This window comes from Polyangiaceae bacterium (assembly GCA_016715885.1).
Taxonomy (GTDB): Bacteria; Myxococcota_A; Polyangia; order Polyangiales; family Polyangiaceae; genus Polyangium.
The window spans coordinates 582,975-601,756 of record JADJXL010000028.1; the positions used below are offsets into that span (position 1 = coordinate 582,975).

The 18,782-nt window shown below is 58.9% G+C and carries 18 protein-coding genes; 12 read left to right on the forward strand and 6 right to left on the reverse strand.

The features are described from left to right. Positions 1–186: 186 nt before the first annotated feature. Positions 187–552, forward strand: a complete 366-nt coding sequence (locus IPM54_43800; protein MBK9266698.1) for a hypothetical protein — start codon at positions 187–189, stop codon at positions 550–552. Continuing rightward, complete coding sequence (locus tag IPM54_43805; GenBank protein ID MBK9266699.1) at positions 549–1,673, forward strand: hypothetical protein; 1,125 nt, start codon at positions 549–551, stop codon at positions 1,671–1,673. Before IPM54_43800 ends, IPM54_43805 begins: the two co-directional genes overlap by 4 nt. 8 nt (positions 1,674–1,681) lie before the next feature. Here IPM54_43805 and IPM54_43810 read toward each other — a convergent pair whose 3' ends face one another. From IPM54_43810 to IPM54_43820, 3 genes are read right to left on the reverse strand one after another with little or no spacing between them, the layout of a single operon-like run. Beyond that, positions 1,682–2,761 (reverse strand): hypothetical protein, encoded by a 1,080-nt coding sequence (locus tag IPM54_43810; GenBank protein MBK9266700.1) that lies wholly within the window; start codon positions 2,759–2,761, stop codon positions 1,682–1,684. Positions 2,762–2,767: 6 nt separating this feature from the next. Then, a complete protein-coding gene (locus IPM54_43815) occupies positions 2,768–4,252 on the reverse strand; it encodes a protein kinase (protein ID MBK9266701.1) in 1,485 nt (494 codons plus the stop codon). Further along, positions 4,249–4,419 (reverse strand): hypothetical protein, encoded by a 171-nt coding sequence (locus tag IPM54_43820; protein MBK9266702.1) that lies wholly within the window; start codon positions 4,417–4,419, stop codon positions 4,249–4,251. Before IPM54_43820 ends, IPM54_43815 begins: the two co-directional genes overlap by 4 nt. Positions 4,420–4,472: 53 nt before the next feature. Between IPM54_43820 and IPM54_43825 the strand changes: the two genes are divergently transcribed. The 3 genes from IPM54_43825 to IPM54_43835 all read left to right on the forward strand — a co-directional run bounded on the left by IPM54_43825 (position 4,473) and on the right by IPM54_43835 (position 8,848). Then, positions 4,473–5,408, forward strand: coding sequence for a DUF1566 domain-containing protein (locus tag IPM54_43825; protein ID MBK9266703.1), 936 nt, complete (start codon positions 4,473–4,475; stop codon positions 5,406–5,408). A gap of 63 nt (positions 5,409–5,471) precedes the next feature. After that, the gene (locus IPM54_43830) at positions 5,472–7,529 is read left to right on the forward strand and encodes a DUF1592 domain-containing protein (GenBank protein ID MBK9266704.1); all 2,058 of its coding nucleotides are present in this window, start codon (positions 5,472–5,474) and stop codon (positions 7,527–7,529) included. After that, on the forward strand, positions 7,526–8,848 hold the full coding sequence (locus IPM54_43835) for a DUF1552 domain-containing protein (protein ID MBK9266705.1): 1,323 nt from the start codon (positions 7,526–7,528) through the stop codon (positions 8,846–8,848). The genes IPM54_43830 and IPM54_43835 overlap by 4 nt, the downstream gene beginning before the upstream one ends. A gap of 184 nt (positions 8,849–9,032) precedes the next feature. On the opposite strand, the gene IPM54_43840 is transcribed toward IPM54_43835, so the two are convergent. The 3 genes from IPM54_43840 to IPM54_43850 form a co-directional block, all read right to left on the reverse strand. Next, a complete protein-coding gene (locus IPM54_43840) occupies positions 9,033–10,034 on the reverse strand; it encodes a dipeptidase (GenBank protein MBK9266706.1) in 1,002 nt (333 codons plus the stop codon). 85 nt (positions 10,035–10,119) lie between these two features. Further along, complete coding sequence (locus tag IPM54_43845) at positions 10,120–11,055, reverse strand: hypothetical protein (protein ID MBK9266707.1); 936 nt, start codon at positions 11,053–11,055, stop codon at positions 10,120–10,122. A 113-nt stretch (positions 11,056–11,168) separates the two neighbouring features. Next, the gene (locus tag IPM54_43850; protein ID MBK9266708.1) at positions 11,169–11,687 is read right to left on the reverse strand and encodes a peptidylprolyl isomerase; all 519 of its coding nucleotides are present in this window, start codon (positions 11,685–11,687) and stop codon (positions 11,169–11,171) included. 125 nt (positions 11,688–11,812) lie between these two features. Between IPM54_43850 and IPM54_43855 the strand changes: the two genes are divergently transcribed. The 7 genes from IPM54_43855 (at position 11,813) to IPM54_43885 (ending at position 18,719) form a co-directional block, all read left to right on the forward strand. Beyond that, a complete protein-coding gene (locus IPM54_43855) occupies positions 11,813–12,916 on the forward strand; it encodes an RNA methyltransferase (protein MBK9266709.1) in 1,104 nt (367 codons plus the stop codon). Positions 12,917–13,007: 91 nt separating this feature from the next. Further along, positions 13,008–13,361: an MmcQ/YjbR family DNA-binding protein gene (locus IPM54_43860; GenBank protein ID MBK9266710.1), complete on the forward strand. Its 354-nt coding sequence runs from the start codon at positions 13,008–13,010 to the stop codon at positions 13,359–13,361. Between the two features lie 197 nt (positions 13,362–13,558). Continuing rightward, entirely contained in the window at positions 13,559–14,458 is a 900-nt protein-coding gene (locus IPM54_43865; protein ID MBK9266711.1) for a hypothetical protein, read from the forward strand. A 62-nt stretch (positions 14,459–14,520) separates the two neighbouring features. Then, positions 14,521–15,246: an SMI1/KNR4 family protein gene (locus tag IPM54_43870; protein MBK9266712.1), complete on the forward strand. Its 726-nt coding sequence runs from the start codon at positions 14,521–14,523 to the stop codon at positions 15,244–15,246. Between the two features lie 85 nt (positions 15,247–15,331). Then, on the forward strand, positions 15,332–15,508 hold the full coding sequence (locus IPM54_43875; protein ID MBK9266713.1) for a hypothetical protein: 177 nt from the start codon (positions 15,332–15,334) through the stop codon (positions 15,506–15,508). Positions 15,509–15,859: 351 nt separating this feature from the next. After that, positions 15,860–17,557 carry a mechanosensitive ion channel gene (locus IPM54_43880; protein ID MBK9266714.1) on the forward strand — a complete coding sequence of 566 codons (1,698 nt, stop codon included), beginning with the start codon at positions 15,860–15,862 and terminating at the stop codon, positions 17,555–17,557. Positions 17,558–17,786: 229 nt separating this feature from the next. Then, positions 17,787–18,719, forward strand: a complete 933-nt coding sequence (locus IPM54_43885) for a hypothetical protein (GenBank protein MBK9266715.1) — start codon at positions 17,787–17,789, stop codon at positions 18,717–18,719. Positions 18,720–18,782 lie beyond the last annotated feature (63 nt).

Here is an 18,782-nt window from a genome sequence, read left to right on the forward strand (position 1 = left end):
TGCGCGCAGGTTATCGGAGAAAGCGGTCTGGGGAAAGCCCCGACGAAAGATCAAAAAGCGGGCAGTGCTCACAATCACCCGACCGCCACGGCGCACTTGAAGAAAACATCGCACGGATGTAGGGATGACGAGTGGATACGTGCTGCCGGCCATCGGCACACGAAGAATTCTTTCATCGGAGGCACCATGCGTTCGAGGCATCTTTACGGAATTATGCTTGCGGCTCTCGCGGCTTTCACTGCAGGCAGTGCAGGTTGCGACAATGACAACACCACGACTCCGTCTGGCGGAAGCGGGGGGCAAGGTGGAGAGAATGTTGGAGGAGGCGGGGCTGGTGGTTCACAAGGCGTCGACATGGACGGCAATACGAGCTGTGATACAGCCGTCCCCTATGTGCTCGGCGCGATGGACGATGCAGCCGGAAAGCTCGATCCGGTGGCCGTGGATCGCGACTATTACAAAGTCGAGCTGAAAAAGGACAATCCATTTTCCTCGGCGCGAACAGCAAACCAGACGAGGATCCTTATGGCGAGGCGTACCCTGATTCCGTGATTACGCTCTATGGCCCCGATGGGAAAACTCAAATTGCCCGAAACGACGACGGTGCGTTCAGCAACAACAGCGAGCTTCTGTACATCGTGCCGGAAGACGGCACGTATTGCATCGAAGTAAGCGAATGTTATGTGCTCTTCGGGGAAGACGTGTGCTCGCTGCCCGAATTCATCACGAACTTCGATTACACGTTCGGCGGATTCGAGATCAATCCAGGTGCGGCGCTCGTTTCGGTCGATTCCGAACCCAACGACACTCCGGCGCAATCGACGTTGGTCAATCTCGTGAGTTTTCCCGACAATGAGATCCCTCCGGCTGGTTATCAGTCGATTGGATGGGGTTCGTTCGCGAGCGTATCGGACAAAGACTCGTTTTCGTTCATGGTGCAGAATGATTTCGAGGTGCCGTTCGACGGCCGATCATTGTGCGTTTTCAGTTTCTACCAAGCGGGCACGGAAGGGAACGGATCGACGGCAGACGCGAATGTTTTGGCGCAAGTATCCACGAAAGCCGCGCCCAATACGATCATCGCTTCAGCCGACGTACAGGTTTGGGACTACACCTTCGGTTATCCCGAGCTTCCCACGATTACGATGCCGTGCACCAAAGGAACGGAGTATCTCTTCACGCTGTCTCGCGGCGCGGGCGCAACGACGGGGACAAACGATTTTTACTTCTTCGACCACTATCAATACGGGTCGAATACGAAGGAAATCGAGCCGAACGATGCAGCGCCGCAACCCATTCAAACATCACCCACGGACGATGGCGAGGGACACATCACGTCGGTGAATGGGGACATCGCGAAAGCGGGCGTAGACGGCGATATCGATAAATTTACCGTCAACGTGCCGGCAGGTATTGGACTCGCAACGGCGTTTTGCAGCGCGCAGCGAGATGGATCGGGATTGCGCGGACTTCAAGTTTCGCTGCTCGATGACAAGGGGAATTTCCTCAAGAATGGTTCGGGCTCGGAAGGCGAGGATCATATCGTGTACATCGATAGCGCGTACGTTCCCCCGGGGACGACGTCGGTCACGATGCATGTGAGGGCCGAATCGCAAGATCCAGACGTGACCGGGAAATACTATTTCTGCACGTTGCTTCTCAATCCGGGGTGAGCATCATTCTAGAATGAATAGCCCGCCGTAACGCCTGCGCCCGCAAGACCCACGTGCGGCAATACCCACGCGCGTGACGGCAAAGGCGTGGGTTTGCGCAATCCAAGCCCGATCAACACGGCACCTGCGCCAAGCCCCACACCACCTACGACGAACCCAACCGTCGAAATCGTTGCCGACGACGCTGCCTGCGCATGCAGCTCGAGTCCCGTTTTCGTACAATACGTCGTCGTGGGCGGCGGTCCACATTCGGCATTGCCCGCATCGCGCAAATCGAGCGTACGCATGCCAAAGGCCGTACCAACGATCATCCCTGCCAAACCAGCCGCTCCCGTCGCCACACCAATCCATAGCGGTTTGTTCCATCCCGGCACATCCGGAGGCGGGAGCGTTTTGGGCTTTTCCGCGGGCGGCTTTTGCAAAGGTGGAATCACCACGCTCGGTGAAGCGACCTCGGGCGGTTTCTCCTCAACCAATGGCGGAAGCTTCGGCACGATCACTTCGACATTGACGGGACCCTTTTCTATCGTCATGGGCTTGGACCACGGCTGATGACCAGGAGCCGTCGCTTCGATCAAATGCTCGCCTGGATTGATGGGCGCGGCGGTTCCCCATGACGCACTATTCAAAATGGTCGCGTCCACTTTCACGACGAGCCCCGGCGTGGCATCGGGAACGCGCACGACGAGCCGCGAAAGCTGCTGCTCGAGCTTTGCGGCCTGATCCTTTGCAAACGTTTCCCGATCCTTTTGCCCCGCTCGAGCCGCAAACGATGCGGCTTCCAGATAATCGAGCCACGCGGAGGCGGTTTTGCCTTGTTTTTCTCGACAAACAGCCAAATTCAATATCGTCCCGGGCTTCGGATCGAGCCTATGGCTTTCCTGAAACTTCGGACATGCCTCGTCGAATCGTTCCTTTTCGGAAAGCGCCTTGGCATCGCGAAACAATACTTCCGCAAGCGCTCGGTTTTCATCGGATGGCTTCTCCTGCGCACGGCTCGACGTAGCAAGCGCCGCGACGAACAGCACGAGCGCCGAGCAAAGAAGAATCCCATTCGTTCGGAAAACACGCTTTGAAGAATGCACCATCGTTCGTCAATCCCGACCATCGAGCAGGCCGGCGGGATACCCTGGGGTTGGTGTTTTTGCAGGAGTTTTCTTCGATTGCGACGAAACTGGCTGCGTCATTTGTTTCGATGAGGAAATCGTATGCACCGGGGCCATCGTAGCCGATGCCGATGGCAATGGCATTGCGGCCGATGCGTGCGGCGTCGGCGTCGGTGCATCAGGCACGCCAACCGGCACGATTTTCGGTGACGCGACGGGCGTTGGCGCAGGCTGCTGCACACTTTCCATCGCCACCGGCACGTGCTCCCGCGTGGATTGCGGCCGACCGTCCGAACCGGGACGCATGGTCATGAACAGCATGATAGCCACACCACAAGCAGTAGCCGCCGCAACGCCCAAATAAGTACGCGACGATCGCGTTAATCCATGCGTCGATCCCGTGGACGTAGCGGTAATTTGTGTGCCGTTCGCTGTTGACTTCGCTGGTGCTGCAATCGTCTCCGCCGAAACATCGACGCCGCCATTTCGATCGAGCGGGCCGATGGCTCGATGACCCCGCGCGGTCATATCAGCACCGAGCACTCGGGCAATTCGTTCGGGCAATTCCTTCGTGCGTGACGATCCGAGCGGCGCGAGGGCTACCGCAAGCTCCGCGACGTTTTGAAATCGTTTTTTCTCGTCCATTTCGAGGCACCGCGCGACGACGTCGCTGAGTTCTTTTGGTGCGTCTCGACGAACTACCGACAACGGCTCCACGTTGCCCATGAGAACCCGAGCGAGCGTATCGCCAACGCTTTCTCCAAGAAAAGGCGACTTGCCGCTCGTGAGCTCGTAAAGCATGACGCCCACGGACCAGATATCGGCCGTTTGATCGACGGTTTTCGAGCTTCGAATTTGTTCGGGCGCCATATAAGCCGGCGATCCCAATACGGCGTGGGGCGACGTGAGCGTGGAGCTGCCCGGAGACGACACACCGAGCCCGGCATCCGTTTTTGAAATGCCAAAATCGAGAATCTTCACGCGACGCGTGCCATCGACCCTTTGCGTGAGAAAAAGGTTGGATGGTTTGATGTCCCGATGAACCATGCCGTGCGCGTGAGCATGCGCGAGCGCTTCGAGCGCTTCCATAACGTAGTCGACGGCCTCTTCGATGTCGAGAGGGCCGCGACCATCGAGGTACCGCTCGAGATCGGACCCCTCGAGGTGTTCCATCACCATGTACGCGTGTTTGTCCCCGAACGTTCCAACGTCGAAAACGCGTACGACATGGTCGCTTTCGAGTTTCGCGGCGGCGCGGGCTTCCCGCAAGAATCGTTCGCGCCCATCATCGGAAGCGCTCACGTCCGGGTGAAGCAGCTTGATCGCCACTTTCTGGCCGAGGTCTTCGTGGCGAGCCGCGACGACGACCCCCATCGCTCCTTGCCCAAGCACTCGCTCGACGCGGTATTTGCATGCAACGACGTCACCCACGGCAACCTGAAGCGTGCCCTCTGGCTTGGCGTTGTCGTTCATGCGTCGAGTTTCTCCAACGTTTTGGCGCAGAATAGCCGAAATTCGACCGCTTGGGAAAGAATCTCCATGCCGAGCGCGTGTTTCTCGCGTTCGGCCTTGACATTTCGTACCGTGATCTGCGTAGTTTGGTGGTATGCCTGCCCTTCACCTCGCCGACCGACCATCACGACGCGCACGTACGAGCTTCGGCGTTTCGGTTATTGCACCGTGCTTCACGCTCGTGCTCGCTTCCTGCGCGCCTATCGCGGGTCTCGAAGAACACCTGCCTTATTTGGGTTTCCCCGACTCGCTCTCCGTTCCCTGCTCGGATGGAACGATGACCGTGAAATGCGAATCCGTACGCGATACCGCACCACAAGATGGTCACTTCGTAACAGCTCGTCCATCTTATCGGATTTCAGGAAACGAGGTCATCGATTCCATTACGGGTCTCGTATGGTATCGGCTGCCGGGCGAGCCGCAAAGTCACGAGCTTGCGACCAAATATTGCGACGTATTGCCAGGAGATTATCGGCTTCCGACACGCATCGAATTGGTATCGATTTTGGACTTTCGGGCGAATTCGCCGATTCGCATCGACACCGACGCGTTCCCCGACGTTCAAGCATCGGCGTACTGGACGTCGACCCGATATGCCACCGACCCCGATCGTTACTGGTCCGTGGATTTTTGCGTTTCCTGTATGTCGGAATATATCATTCGGTCCGATCATACCTCGACCCACGTGGGAGCGCTTTGTGTCAAAAGTGATGGTGAATCCTTCAAGACAGGTCCATTCGAGATTGCTGGCGAAGAGGATCGATTCGTCCGTGACACTCGCACCGGACTCATGTGGATGAAAAAACTGCTCGAGCCCGCGGATAGTTGGCGAAGTGCAATCGATGCGTGTCGCAAAGCACCCGATGGAGCCTATGGCGATTTTCGGCTTCCCAACGCAAAGGAGCTCGCAACCATCGTCGACGACGAGCGAGCAGATGCCGACGCTCCTGCAGTTCATCAACTGTTCGAAATCGAATATGGTCGGCAAATTTGGTCTTCAACGCCCACGTCAATCGAGGGCAGATTTTTCGAGCTAAACGCCACGGGTGGCTCGCTGGGACATTTCCCTGGTTCATTGGGTTACATATTTCCACTTTGCGTGCGCGGACCGGATTGAGACGCGCTTTTTTCCACATCTGACCCGACTTTTCATGCATCATCGACATTCCACCGGGAGGTCATGATGCCCGAAAAGAACTTCACATCGAGACGAGCTTTCAAGCTGCGTAGTGGTTCGTCATTGCCACTCGTCGGCCTATGTGCCTTGTTGTCGCTGCCCATCGGTTGCTCGGATGACGCCGCTCCTGCGGCCAGCGATCCGGGACGCGTCACCATGCATCGACTCAACCGAGTCGAATACAACAACACCGTGCGCGATCTGCTCGGGACGTCATTGCAGCCAGCAAAGGATTTCCCCGCCGACGATCGCGGATATGGGTTCGACAACATTTCGGACGTGTTGTCATTATCGCCACTGCAGGTCGAGCTGTATTCACGTGCGGCCGAGGATTTGGCGCGTGAGGCGATGAACGTGCCGTCGCCGTCTGAAACGGCGCACGTGGAAGCGGAGACGCTGCAAGGTCAAGTGGGCGCGGCGACGGGCGACCAATGGAACTTGTGGAGCGGCGGCGAATTGCCGATGACGCATGATTTCCCGTCGTCTGGCGAATACAAGATTTCGGCGCGCGTATGGGGGCAGCAAGCGGGTCCGGAATCGGTGCAAATGAACCTCGTCGTGGGCGGAAGCGCGATTGGTACATTCAACGTGGCTTCCACCTCTGCCAATCCCGAGGTCGTATCGGCAACGGCGAAGGTCACTGCGGGAACGCAGGTCGTGTCGGTCGAGTTCTTGAACGATTATTACGATCCGGACGCGGGTGCCGATCGCAACTTGATCATCGATTGGATCGAAGTCGAAGGGCCGCTCGGGGTCGTCGGGATCAATCCAATTCGTCAAAAAATCGTCATCTGCGACTTGAACGAGGGTGTTTCGTGCGTGCGGCAGGTGCTGGAGAAGTTTGCCGAGCGAGCGTTCCGTCGTCCCGCTTCTGCTGCGGAAATCGATCGCCTGGTGGCGATCGTCGACGTAGCGAAAGCCCAGGGGCAAACGGTCGACATGGGCGTGGAGATTGCGCTGCGAGCGATTCTCAGTTCGCCGCATTTCTTGTTCCGTCCGGAGATGGATCCGAATCCGAATTCGGCAACGCCTGCGCATCCGCTGAACGACTTCGAATTGGCATCACGGCTGTCGTACTTCATCTGGAGCAGCATGCCGGACGAAGCACTGTTTGCCGCGGCCCGTGAGGGCAAACTCCAGGATCCGGCGGAAATCGAAGCGCAAGTCGATAGGATGTTGCAGGACCCGAAAGCCGATGCGCTCATCGACAATTTCGCCGGTCAATGGCTCTACACGCGGGCGCTCGACGACCACCAGCCGGATTATTACGCGTTCCCGATGTGGGACGACGACCTTCGCGCGTCGATGCGGCAAGAGACGAAATTGTTCTTCCGCGAGTTTCTGCGCAGCGAGCTGCCGATTCCGCAAATGCTCACGGCCGATTTCACGTACATCGACGATCGGCTGGCGACGCATTACGGTTTGCCCTCGCCGGGCGCGGACTTCACCAAGGTGACGATCGACGATCCGCAACGAAGAGGGCTCTTGGCGCAAGGGAGCATTTTGACGGTCACGTCGTTCCCGACGCGCACGTCACCGGTCAAACGAGGAAAATGGGTGCTGACGCAGCTTCTCTGTTCGGAGCCGCCAGCGCCTCCGCCTGGCGTCGAGGGGCTCGTCACGGAAGAGATGCCGACGGGCACCATTCGTCAAAGGCTCGAAAAGCACCGAGAAAATCCGATTTGTGCCTCGTGCCACATCGAAATGGACAACCTCGGCTTCGGGCTCGAACAATACGACGGTATCGGGTCGTTCCGCACGGACGACAATGGGTTCGCCATCGATGCATCGGGCGAGCTTCCGGGCGGAAAGACATTCAATGGGATGCCCGAGCTGAGTGCCCTTTTGGCGCAGGATCCGCGCTTCTCGCATTGCGTGACGGAAAAAATGATGACGTATGCGCTGGGACGAGGGATCTACCCGGTCGACGACGTGCACCTCGAGCATCTCGTGAAATTGCTCAGCGACCGCGGACAAACGTTTACCGACTTGATCAAGCTCATCGCAACGAGCGAGCCATTCCGCATGCGGCGTGGTGAGGCGATTGGAGGTGGAAAATGAAACGTCATAAGCTCTCTCGCCGCTTGTTCCTGGGTGGTGCCGGCGCAGTGTTGACCCTGCCCTTCTTGGAATCGATGATGGGCAAAAGCGTAATCGCCGCGCCGAACGACATTCGCCGCATTTTGGCGTTTTACGTTCCAAACGGCATCCACATGGCGAACTTCACGCCCAAAGAGCAAGGCGATCAATACACGCCGCCGTCCATTCTCGAACCGATCGCGCCCATTCGCCAAAAAGTGCTCGTCTTGACGGGGCTCGAGAATACGCCGGCCCGTCCAGATGGTCCGGGCGATCATGCTGCGGGTACTGCCGGGTTTCTCACGTGTCGGCACGTCGTCAAGACGGAGGGCGCCAACATCAAGAATGGCATTTCGATGGACCAGGTGGCCGCTGCGCAAATTGGCGGAGCGACGCGCATTCCATCGATGCAGATGGGTATCGACGGTGGTTCGAGCGCTGGCGACTGCGATTCCGGATATAGCTGCGCGTACGCACGGAACATTTCGTGGGCTTCGGAAACGCAGCCGCTACCGAAAACGGTCAATCCACAAGTCGTGTGGGACATTCTTTTCGGCGGATTCGATCCGAAAGCGACGGCGGAAGAGCAAGCGCGACAAAAGATCTACCGCACGAGCGTTTTGGATTACGTGCTCGGCGAGGCAAACTCGCTTTCGGCAAAACTCGGGACGACCGACAAACGCAAGCTCGACGAATACATGACGGGCGTGAGCGAGCTCGAGAAGAAGATCCAAAAAACGGGCAGCGGTCCTGTTTGCACGGCGATCGACAGGCCGCCGGGGGATTTGCCGTATCCCGAGCACGTGAAAATGATGTTGGACCTGATGGCATTGGCGGTACAATGCGACGCGACGCGGGTCGTGACGTTCATGCTGGGCAATGCAGGTAGCGGGCGGAGTTATCCGTTCTTGCTGGTGAACGAGGGACATCACGAGATTTCGCATCACCAAGACAATCCGGCGAACTTCGACAAACTCACGACGATCAATCGGTGGGAAGTGGAGCAATTCGCGTACCTCTTGACCAAACTCGATGCGGTAGACGAAGGCAATGGCGTGACGGCGCTGGATTCGTCGGCGGTGTTTTTCTCGAGCGAAATCGAGGATGGGAATGCGCATCGGCACACGAATTTGCCGGTGCTCGTGGGCGGAAGCCTTGGAGGCACGTTCACGCCGGGGCGGCATGTCGTGGTGCCGGAGAAGACCCCGATGGCGAACCTGTTCATTTCGATGCTGCAAGGTATCGGAGCGCCGGTGGAGACATTCGGCGACAATGGGACAGGGCCGCTCGTAGGGATTTGATTGGGGCCGGGCTGCGACTCGGGAACTCGCTTCGTAAATGCGGGCCCGGTCGCAGCCCGCATGTTTTCCGGCACTCGCGGGACCCCGAACTCGCCCGCTTCGCGGGCTCAAACAGCGGGGCCCCCCCGCAAGCGCCGGAAAACATGCAGACTACGACCTCAATTCGTTTGCACGCAGGCCATATCTACGGCACTTCTGAAAGCACCCGCATCGCATTGCCACGCAATATCTTGCCAATCGTTTCAGGCGGGAATTTTGCCTCGAGAAGCGCGTCCGTGAGCAGCGGGAGACGGGACGCATCGCATAAGTCACGGGTGGGGACGATAAAACCATCCCAATCCGATCCGAGCGCGGGAGCGTCTTCACCACATACGTCAATGATGTGCCGCAAATGCTTCACGACAGGCTCGAGTCCATCGCCACCCAAAAACTTGGGACAAAAAATGACGCCAACGACACCGCCCTTGTCCGCTACGGCACGCAATTGCGCATCGTCGATGTTGCGCCAATGCTCGAACGCTCCAATCACGCCCGTGTGACTCACAATGGGCGGACGCGTCGCCATGGAACAAACCTCGAGAAACCCTTTTCGATTGATGTGCGCCAAATCCACGATGACGCCCAAGTCTTCACATCGTTTGACGACATCACGACCGAACGGCGTAAGACCCGCATCATCGTCGCGACCTCGACCATACGCGGGAAAACACAGTTCATTGCGACTGAAATGACACAAACCCAGATAACGCACGCCGCGACGGGCAAAGTGTTCGAGCGTGTGAAGGGATCCTTCGAGGGTATGGCCGCCTTCGATTCCAAGCAAAGCGCTGATTTTCCCGGCTGCCCGCGCTGCCTCGATTTCCGCGGCCGTGCGCACTTTGGCGAGTCGATCCGGCGCGTACGCAATGTTCGTTTCGAGCGCGTCGATTTGTTCGTCGACGACACGCGCCAAACCGCTGCGTTGACCAATGGGAAGCGATACGAGGCCAAAGAATTGCGCACCAATGCCGCCTTCACGAAGACGCGGCACATCGACATGTCCCCCGATCGCCGCGAGCGGCAGCGGCGGATCATGCCTCGCGTGGAGGTCATAACCAACCCAGCGCGACCACATGAGGCTATCGGCGTGGAAATCGATGGCGGGGTATTGCTCGTGCAGCGCTCGTGCGTCCGGGGATCCATGCATGGCGAGCGCAAACATAGCAAGGGACGTAGGTCAATGGGCAGGGAAAACCACGCGCCCCGCGACAATCACGATCGCCTCGAATGCACTAGCGCCTCGACCACCCACCCAAACGCCATTCGCGGTGCGTCTCCAAGAACTCCTTCACGACCACGGGCGGCATCACCCAAGCTCGCATTCGTTCCGGCACCCATTCCGTTGGTACGACCGCACTACGCGTGTACGAGCCCCACATCCCATCGCTGCACGCATAACACGCCCACTCGGCAAACTGCGCGTCCACGCGCAGCGCTCCTCGTTCACCATACACCGGCACGAACTGCGCCAATGAAGGGCCGTCCGACTCTTCCTTGTTGGCGCCCGTGTCCCCATCATCCTCCTCGAGCTTCCCTTTGGCTCGCTCCACGAGCTTGTCTTTGTCCGGCAGCTCGGCCACCAGATTGATCGCTTTCCCTTGATCGGCGTCCCAAATGAGCGCCGATGCGATCGTATTGCCGTGCGCTCCACAAGCATACACATACGATGTTTCGTGAATGAAGAGGTACGGGCCAATCGTGCCGAGCAAGTTCACGTGATGTTGCAAATCGTCGATTTCGCCACCTTCGGCGCCATCTGAATCGACCACTTTTTGCACGACGTCGCCATTCGGCCCCAGCAAATTCGCAAGGGTAATCGTTCCTTTGGTGGGCACGGCCGGCGTGCCGTCGAAATGCTCGCACCCTTCGAGGTCGACCTCTTTTTCTCGTGCCTGCCAAGTGAGCTCACCGCGAGACGTGGAAAGAATGATTCCGTCATCCTGGCCGAGCACGTTGAGTGCCCCCTCGTCTGCGAGGCGAAACGTGCGGGTTTGTCCCGAATCATTTCGCACCCAAACCAAAATTTCACCACGATCGCCCTGATTGTCAGGAGGCGGTACGCGCGCTCCCGATTGCAGATCGACCGTAGGCGCAACGCGAGGACGCGAGCTGCATCCTGCGGCGAAGATCAATGCGATGCCCAAAGTGAAAAGAATTCGAGAGGTCATGGCGCAGAGCCCAGGCATGGGTCGTGCCATGCGAGCGCGCATGACGCAAGCGCGCGATGGGACGTCGGCGATGTGTCGTGAAAGCCGCAGAGCGTGGGCGATCGCCCGAGATTTCACGCACCTTGAACGGTGATCTTGTTCATGCGCACGGGCGTGAGGGGGCGGTCATCGCCATCGGTCCTCGTCTTCTCGATCTTTTGCACGACATCCATGCCTTCGATGATGCGTCCGAAGACAGGATGTTTCGACGGTCCCGGCGTGAACCAATCGAGGTACGAGTTGTGGACGGTGTTGATGAAGAATTGGCACGAGCCGCTGTTGCGTTGGCCGGTGTTCGCCATCGATAACGTGCCGGGTTCGTTCGATATTTTTGCGTTTTCCGGATGTTCGTCCTGGATCCGACCTTGAGGTCCGTCGCCCGTGCCCGCTCGCGGGCTCTTCGGATCACGGCTGTGCGGACAACCGAACTGAATCATGAAGTTGTCGATGACTCGGTGGAAGTGCAGCCCATCGTAAAAGCCGCTCTTCGCGAGGTTGATGAAGTTTTGCGCGGTGATGGGCATCTTGTCGAGATACAGCTCGACCGTGAAGTTGCCGAGGGACGTTTCGCAGAGCGCTGTAGGGTTTGCCATGGGTCCGCAGAGTAGGCTTGGACAAGGCCCTTCGGCAAGAGGTACCGAATGGACCTTGCGCGCAGCGCGCCGAGCGCCTACCTCGACAAACGATGCGAACGAGCGAGCTAGCAGACGCGAAGGTGCTGCATTTTTTTGCAACCGCGCCCAAAGGCACGGAAGGCGTGTTGCGTGACGAGCTGAACGAGGCGCGATTCCGCAAGGTGCGAGCGGATCGAGGCGGTGTGCACTTCGAGGGACCCATCGGCGAAGGGATGCGCGCGTGCCTGGAGCTGCGCATCGCAGCGCGTGTGCTGTGCGCGATCGCCGAGTTCGACGCGGCCGATGGCCAAGCGCTCTACGACGGCGTGCGAAACGTGGACTGGAGCGAGTACATCGAGCCGCGACATACGCTCGCCGTGCGTGCGTCGTGCAAAGACAGCATGCTGACGCATACGCAGTTCATCGCGCAGCGGACGAAGGATGCGATCGTCGATCAGCAACGCGCGCGGTATGGCACGCGGCCGAACGTGAACACGGAAGACGCGGACCTCGGCGTGTTCGTGCACCTCGTGAGAAACCACGTGACGCTGTACGTGGACTTGGCGGGCGAAGCGCTGCATCGTCGAGGCTACCGGACGCGCATCGAAGAGGCTCCGCTGAAGGAGACGCTCGCTGCGGCGATCCTGCGTTTGTCCGGATGGAACCGTGCAGTGCCGCTCGTGGATCCCATGTGTGGGTCGGGCACGTTCCCGATCGAAGCGGCTTTGTGGGCGCGCAGCATTGCCCCAGGGATTTTTCGATCGCGATACGCATTCGAGCGGTGGGTTTGTCACGATGCGGTACGCAAGCGTCTATGGTCGGACTTGCGGGAAAAGGCGATCGGGCGACAACGTGCGGACAGTCCCTTCATCGCGGGCAGCGACATCGGTGTGCTCGACGCGGCCAAGACGAACGCGAAAGCGGCGGGTGTTACCGTGCGATTTTCTCGAGGTGACGTGAGGGACGTCGAGCCGACGGAGCCTCCGGGGTTCATCGTCACGAACCCTCCGTATGGCGAACGTATCGACCCAGGACCCGGGTTTTACCGTGATATGGGCAGAGCATTCTCGAGGTTGTCCGGGCACACGGTGGTGATCCTCGCGGGCACGCCGGACATCCCTCGAGCGATTCCGTTGCATCCCAAGAAGGAGCACACGGTTTTTAATGGTCCCATCGAATGCAGGTTGTTTACTTACGAGATCGAGTGACATGGCGACGACGAAAAAGACGACCAAGAAAACTTCAAAGTCGCAAAAAACGGCTGGCTTGCCGCGTCAGATGCCTCCGCATCCACCAAAGATGGATGGTCCGGCTGAACCGATTGCACGATTTCGCAAGATATGTCTCGAATTGCCAGAAGCAACGGAGCTGGAGACGTGGGGACATCCGACGTTTCGGGTGCGTGACAAGATATTCGCGTCGGCTGGAGCGGAAGGGGGCGTGTGGTCGCTTGGAATGAAAACGACGCATGAAATGCAAGCGGGGCTCGTGGCGAGCGATCCGCGGTTTTCCGTGGCGGCGTACGTCGGCAAGCATGGCTGGATCAGCATGCGGGTCGATGACGATGTGGATTGGAATCAGGTGCGGGCGCTCGTGGTCGAGAGTTACCGCATGATTGCGCCGAAAACGCTCGCGGCGCGGGTGCAGTTGTAGGCGGGTGCCCACTTTGGAAATCCCCGACGAACCGCCAACGCGTCCTTGACGAACCGCATGTTCCTGGGTAAACCGGGCAACCTCGACCATGACGAACCGGGTTGCCTCATGGATGCGCGGATTGCGAAACACCAGCGCATTTTCGCCGAGCTTTCCCAGTTGCACCCACATCCACCTTTCTGCTACGTTGAACCCCGATGGACCCGAGAATTCCTGCTTCACCCATGGTTCTCGCTCCGAACGCGCACAGTGTTGCGGAAGCGCATACGCCAGCACGCATGGAACGTCGGTCCAAGCCAGCCCCGTTCCCGCCGGTCGACGAGCACATCGTCGTCCCGGAAGTGTCGCGGGTCGAGCTCATCGACGGGCGTGAGGTCATCGACGTGGGCTCGCTTCCTCCTCACGCAGATGCCCAAGCGCTCACCGGCTTTTTGCTGGCCGCGCACGTGCTGCGCGATTACGTCGTGGCGACCGAATTGCTCACGCGCAGCTCGGTGGATTCGGACTTCGCCACGGACGTGTGCATCCGCAAAAGGGGCATCGATCCTGCAACAGGCTCACGGTATTTGGAAGAATTGTCGTTCGAGATTGTGAACGAACAATCGATGAGCGACGTGACGGGCAAAGCAAAGAATTTGGCCCGACGCGGGGTTCGTCGCATCTTCGCCATTTTCGTAAAGTCAGGGGAAATTCGCGAATGGTCGAAGACGAGCGGGGAGCTCGTTCGGCTCGACATGAATGCAATGTTCGATGATCCCGTGTTCGTGCGGCCGATTGCGGTCAAGGCGCTCGTCGACAGCACGCTTGCGGAAGCCGAAAACGAAGTCGCCAAGGCGCTCATTGCGAAGAAAAACCCTGAAATCGTAAAGTTGCAACAAGACGCCGAGCAGCACGGGCACAAGCAGGGGCACAAGCAGGGGCTCGATGTCGGCCGCAACATGTTGCGAAGCCTCCTGCGCCAACGCTTCGGTGCTCTTTCAGCTAGCGCCGGACGTCGCATCGATATGGCGACCGCGGAGCAGCTCGAGTTTTGGACGTCCCAGCTATTCTCCGTCGCTTCCATCGAAGAATTGTTTGCTTCGGATTCGGCGCTCTGAACAGGCTCGTCGAGAACGTCGTTCTTTACAACGTCGCCGATTGCATCTATCGTCGCGGCCTCATGACGCTGTCCATAAAAGAACGACTCGACCAAATGGTCGCCACCCTGCGCGGGTTCCCCCTTGCCCGGATCATCGTTGGCCCCGAGACGCGCAAAGGACTCGATACCAAGGAGCTCGACCAGCTCGAAGGCACCCACGGCGTGATACTGGGGTCCGCATTGCGCGAGTTCTACGGCGTGACCAATGGCTTTACGCTATTCTGGCGCGTTGCCCGAGATGCGTCCCCGGACCTCATGGAGCGGTACGATGCAGCGTCGCCCAATCCCACGACGTGCATCAACTGGGAAATGATTCACGGTTTCTTGATCCCGCCGCTGGAAGTGGTACTCAAAGAAAAACCTTTCGGCGACATCACCATCACGCATCGTGACGAAGAAACGATGCGTCTTTGGGCAGGACGACCCATGACGGACGAAATGGCCGCGGCATCGATACGCGTCTTCGATCGGTACCTCGCAGAGGGCAATGAAGACGGATGCATTGGTTTGCTCATGTTTCCCGATACAGAACCACGCATCGTCGGCATTACGGATTCGGCAATGGTGGATCCCAAGCGCCCCTGGATGAAGGTGGAAACGTATTTGGATTTGACGATTGCCATGGGCGGCGAATACGGAAGTCGGTACGGACACACCGGCATGGCGAGCGTGCCCTCGGGAGAGCTCGCGTTTACCCCGGAACAAATCGCGCAGTTTGGCCGCGATATCCTGCGACCGCTCGGATGACGAATCGCGGTAGCGGACCTGCGCAGACCCGCGCAGCGTTTCAACTGTTTCATCAACCTGTTTCATAACGTTGGTCGGTCGATGCTTGACGCGCGTCGTCGGCTTCGACGGAGCCGACACGCGAACGGAGCTCCAGCTCGACGCCGGCTATTACCCTGCGAAGCACGACCTCAAAGTGGTGACGAACGTGGGCATTGGACGTCGGCGTGACGAAGGCGCCTGGGCGCCATTCTGGATGGTTCAGGTGCAGACGAGTTTTTGATTGCATCAAGGCGCATAGGCTCGTCGCGACGCTCTCGCTTTGCGTAGGCTCCAGTACCTTCCCCCACCGCCCAGCCAAGATGGCCCGTCCCGGGGACGCATGTTCATCCTCGCGCGCTGCAACTCCTACGGGCGCAATTCTCGTCTCACTGCATGTCGTCGAATCTGCCGCCAAGCTTGGTCATGCGAGATCACCACGTTCATTTTGTTTGTACTCAAAATATTTCCGTGATAGACATGCATCCAGAGCGCAATATTTGTGCTTTTTCAGTTGACCATATGCACGTGAAGGCGTCCTTCGTGGAGTCGCGACGGCGTGCAGCACGAAGGTCGAACACGGGAGGAGAAATCGATGCCGGACTGGCTCATGCCCCAAATTCACGAAGTCTTCAAAGTCATCGGGCAACGCTTGCCGACGGTGGCCGCAGCCCTGGCCGTTTTGGTTTTGGGCTGGATGGTTTCACTGACCATCCGCGCCATGGTTTTTGCGGGTTTGAAACGTACGACACTCGACAACAAACTCGCCGAGCTGCTTGGTGCCGACGCTGGAAGTCCCGCGGAATCGCGCATCGAGCGGATCATTGCAACCACAGTTTACTGGATTGCAATGGCAGTCGTCTTCGTGGTGTTTTTCGGCATTCTTGGCGTCGATGCCATCACGCACCCGCTCGTGGCCATGTTGAGCGGCTTTACGGGCGCCGTTCCTGCATTGGCCAAGGCGGGGGCGATTGGTTTGGTCGGGTTTGGCGTGGCAATGCTCGCGCGAACGCTGATCGTGAAGTTGCTCGATAAGGTCAAGTTCGACGCGCGCGTCGGGGAATTTGCTCCTGAGCTTGCGACGCCTGCGACCGAGGCGACCGAGGCCGCGCCGAAAAAGAAGGGGAAGAAGCACGAGGCGCCGGCGGCGGTATCCAGTTCACGCATGATTGGAAACGTCGTATACTGGGTGATATTGGCGCTCACCGCAGTTCCCGTCGTCGAAGCGTTGCAGATTGGCGTATTGGCCCGACCGTTTGCGGCAGCGCTGGAGACGGTGACGACGTATGCGCCGCGCATCATTGCCGCAGCATTGATCCTCGTCGTGGGCTTTCTGCTAGCGCGTCTTTTGCGCACCGTGACGGCTGGCATTCTTTCTCGCGTCGGCGTCGACAAGGTGATGCAGCGAGTTGGTCTTGGCAAAGCTTTGGGAGACCATACGCTGAGCAAAATTGCGGGCACGATCGTCTTTGCAGTCGTGCTTTTGCACGCGGCGATCTCGGCGCTCGGGCGGCTTCAAATCGAAGAAATCAGCCAACCCGCGACGCTGGCGCTCGCTCAAGTTTACGGTTACATGCCCAAGCTTTTCATGGGTATGGTGCTTTTGGCCATTGGCGTGGTGCTGGCGCGCGTGGTCGGGAACCTGGTTTCGAGCCTCGTGGCAGCGCTGGGTTTCAATACGCTGATGGGGCACATCGGCTTTGCCGTTGGAGCTTCGGACGAAGCGAAAGCTCAAGAAGACGCTGCCAAGCAGGCTGTTGCAGGAGCCGTGCAGGCCATCGACGAGGAGCGGGATGCTGGCAATGTCGATGCAATGCTTGCGGGGCGGCAGCGGCTACGTACGCCGTCCGATCTGTTGGGATTGGTAGCGAGCGCCGTGGTGCTCTTGCTGTTCGTGCGCCAATCGCTGTCGACGATGCATTTGGAGGCGCTGGCGACCACGCTCGATCGATTCGTTGCGTACTTGCCGAACGTACTCATCGCCGCGGTCGTTTTGGTGGCTGGTTTGTGGCTGGGTCGATTCGCGGGCAAGCAAGTGGACGATTTGACGGCAAGGAGCACCGACGCGCTCGTTCGCGCGCTGGGTCGAGTGGCCCATGTGGCGGTGGTTCTTTTTGCGTCGCTCGTGGCATTGCAGGAGCTGGGCGTGGGCGAAACGCTGATTTCGCTGGCGTTTGGATTGCTCTTGGGGGCGATCTGTTTGGCGCTGGCATTGGCCTTTGGCCTCGGCGGCCGCGACGTGGCCGGACGAATCCTGGCCAAGCAATACGAAAAGCGGCAAGGCAAGTCGTAAAAGCGGGCGCTCGAGGCGGACCCGCCGCCTATGACCCGGTGCTCCTCAAAAATCCCCGACGAACCTCCAGCCTGTCCTTGACGAACCGCATGTTCCTGGGTAAACCGGGCAACCTCGACCATGACGAACCGGGTTGCCTCACGGATGCGCGGATTGCGAATCACCAGCGCATTTTCGCCGAGCTTTCCCGGTTGCACCCACATCCGCTTTTCTGCTACGTTGAACACCGATGGACCCGAGAGTTCCTGCTGCACCCATGGTTCTCGCTCCGAGCGCGCACAGTGTTGCGGAAGCGCATACACCAGCACGCATGGAACGCCGGTTCAAGCCCACGCCAGCGTCATTTCCGCCGGTCGACGAGCACATCGTCGTGCCGGAAGTGTCCCAGGTCGAGCTCATCGACGGGCGTGAGGTCATCGACGTGGGCTCGCTTCCTCCTCACGCAGATGCCCAAGCGCTCACCGGCTTTTTGCTGGCTGCTCACGTGCTGCGTGAGTATGTCGTCGCAACCGAATTGCTCACGCGCAGCGCGGTGGATTCGGACTTTGCCACGGATGTGTGCATTCGCAAAAGGGGCATCGATCCTGAAACCGGCTCACGGTACCTCGAGGAATTATCGTTCGAGATTGTGAACGAACAATCGATGAGCGACGTGACGGGCAAAGCAAAGAATTTGGCTCGACGCGGGGTTCGTCGCATCTTCGCCATCTTCGTCAAGACGGGGGAATTACGCGAATGGTCGAAGACGAGCGGGGAGCTCGTGCGACTCGACATGAATGGGATGTTCGATGATCCCGTGTTCGTCAGGCCGATTGCCGTCAAAGCGCTCGTCGACAGCACGCTTGCGGAAGCCGAAAACGAAGTCGCCAAGGCGCTCATTGCGAAGAAGAACCCCGAGATCGTGAAACTGCAACAAGACGCCGAGCAGCACGGGCACAAGAAGGGGCTCGACGAGGGGCACAAGAAGGGGCTCGACGAGGGGCACAAGAAGGGGCTCCGCTGGACGTTGCGAAGCCTTTTGCAGCAGCGCTTCGGCGATGTTCCAGCGAGCGTCGGAAGCCGCATCGATTTGGCAACCACGGAGCAGCTCGAACGTTGGACGTCCCAGCTATTTTCCGTGGCTTCCATTGAAGAACTGTTTGCTTCGGATTCGGCGATCTAGCGCCCAATCACGGCCCCACCGCAAACGTCGCCGAAAGCGGCAGGTCGCGCGATGACGAGCCTA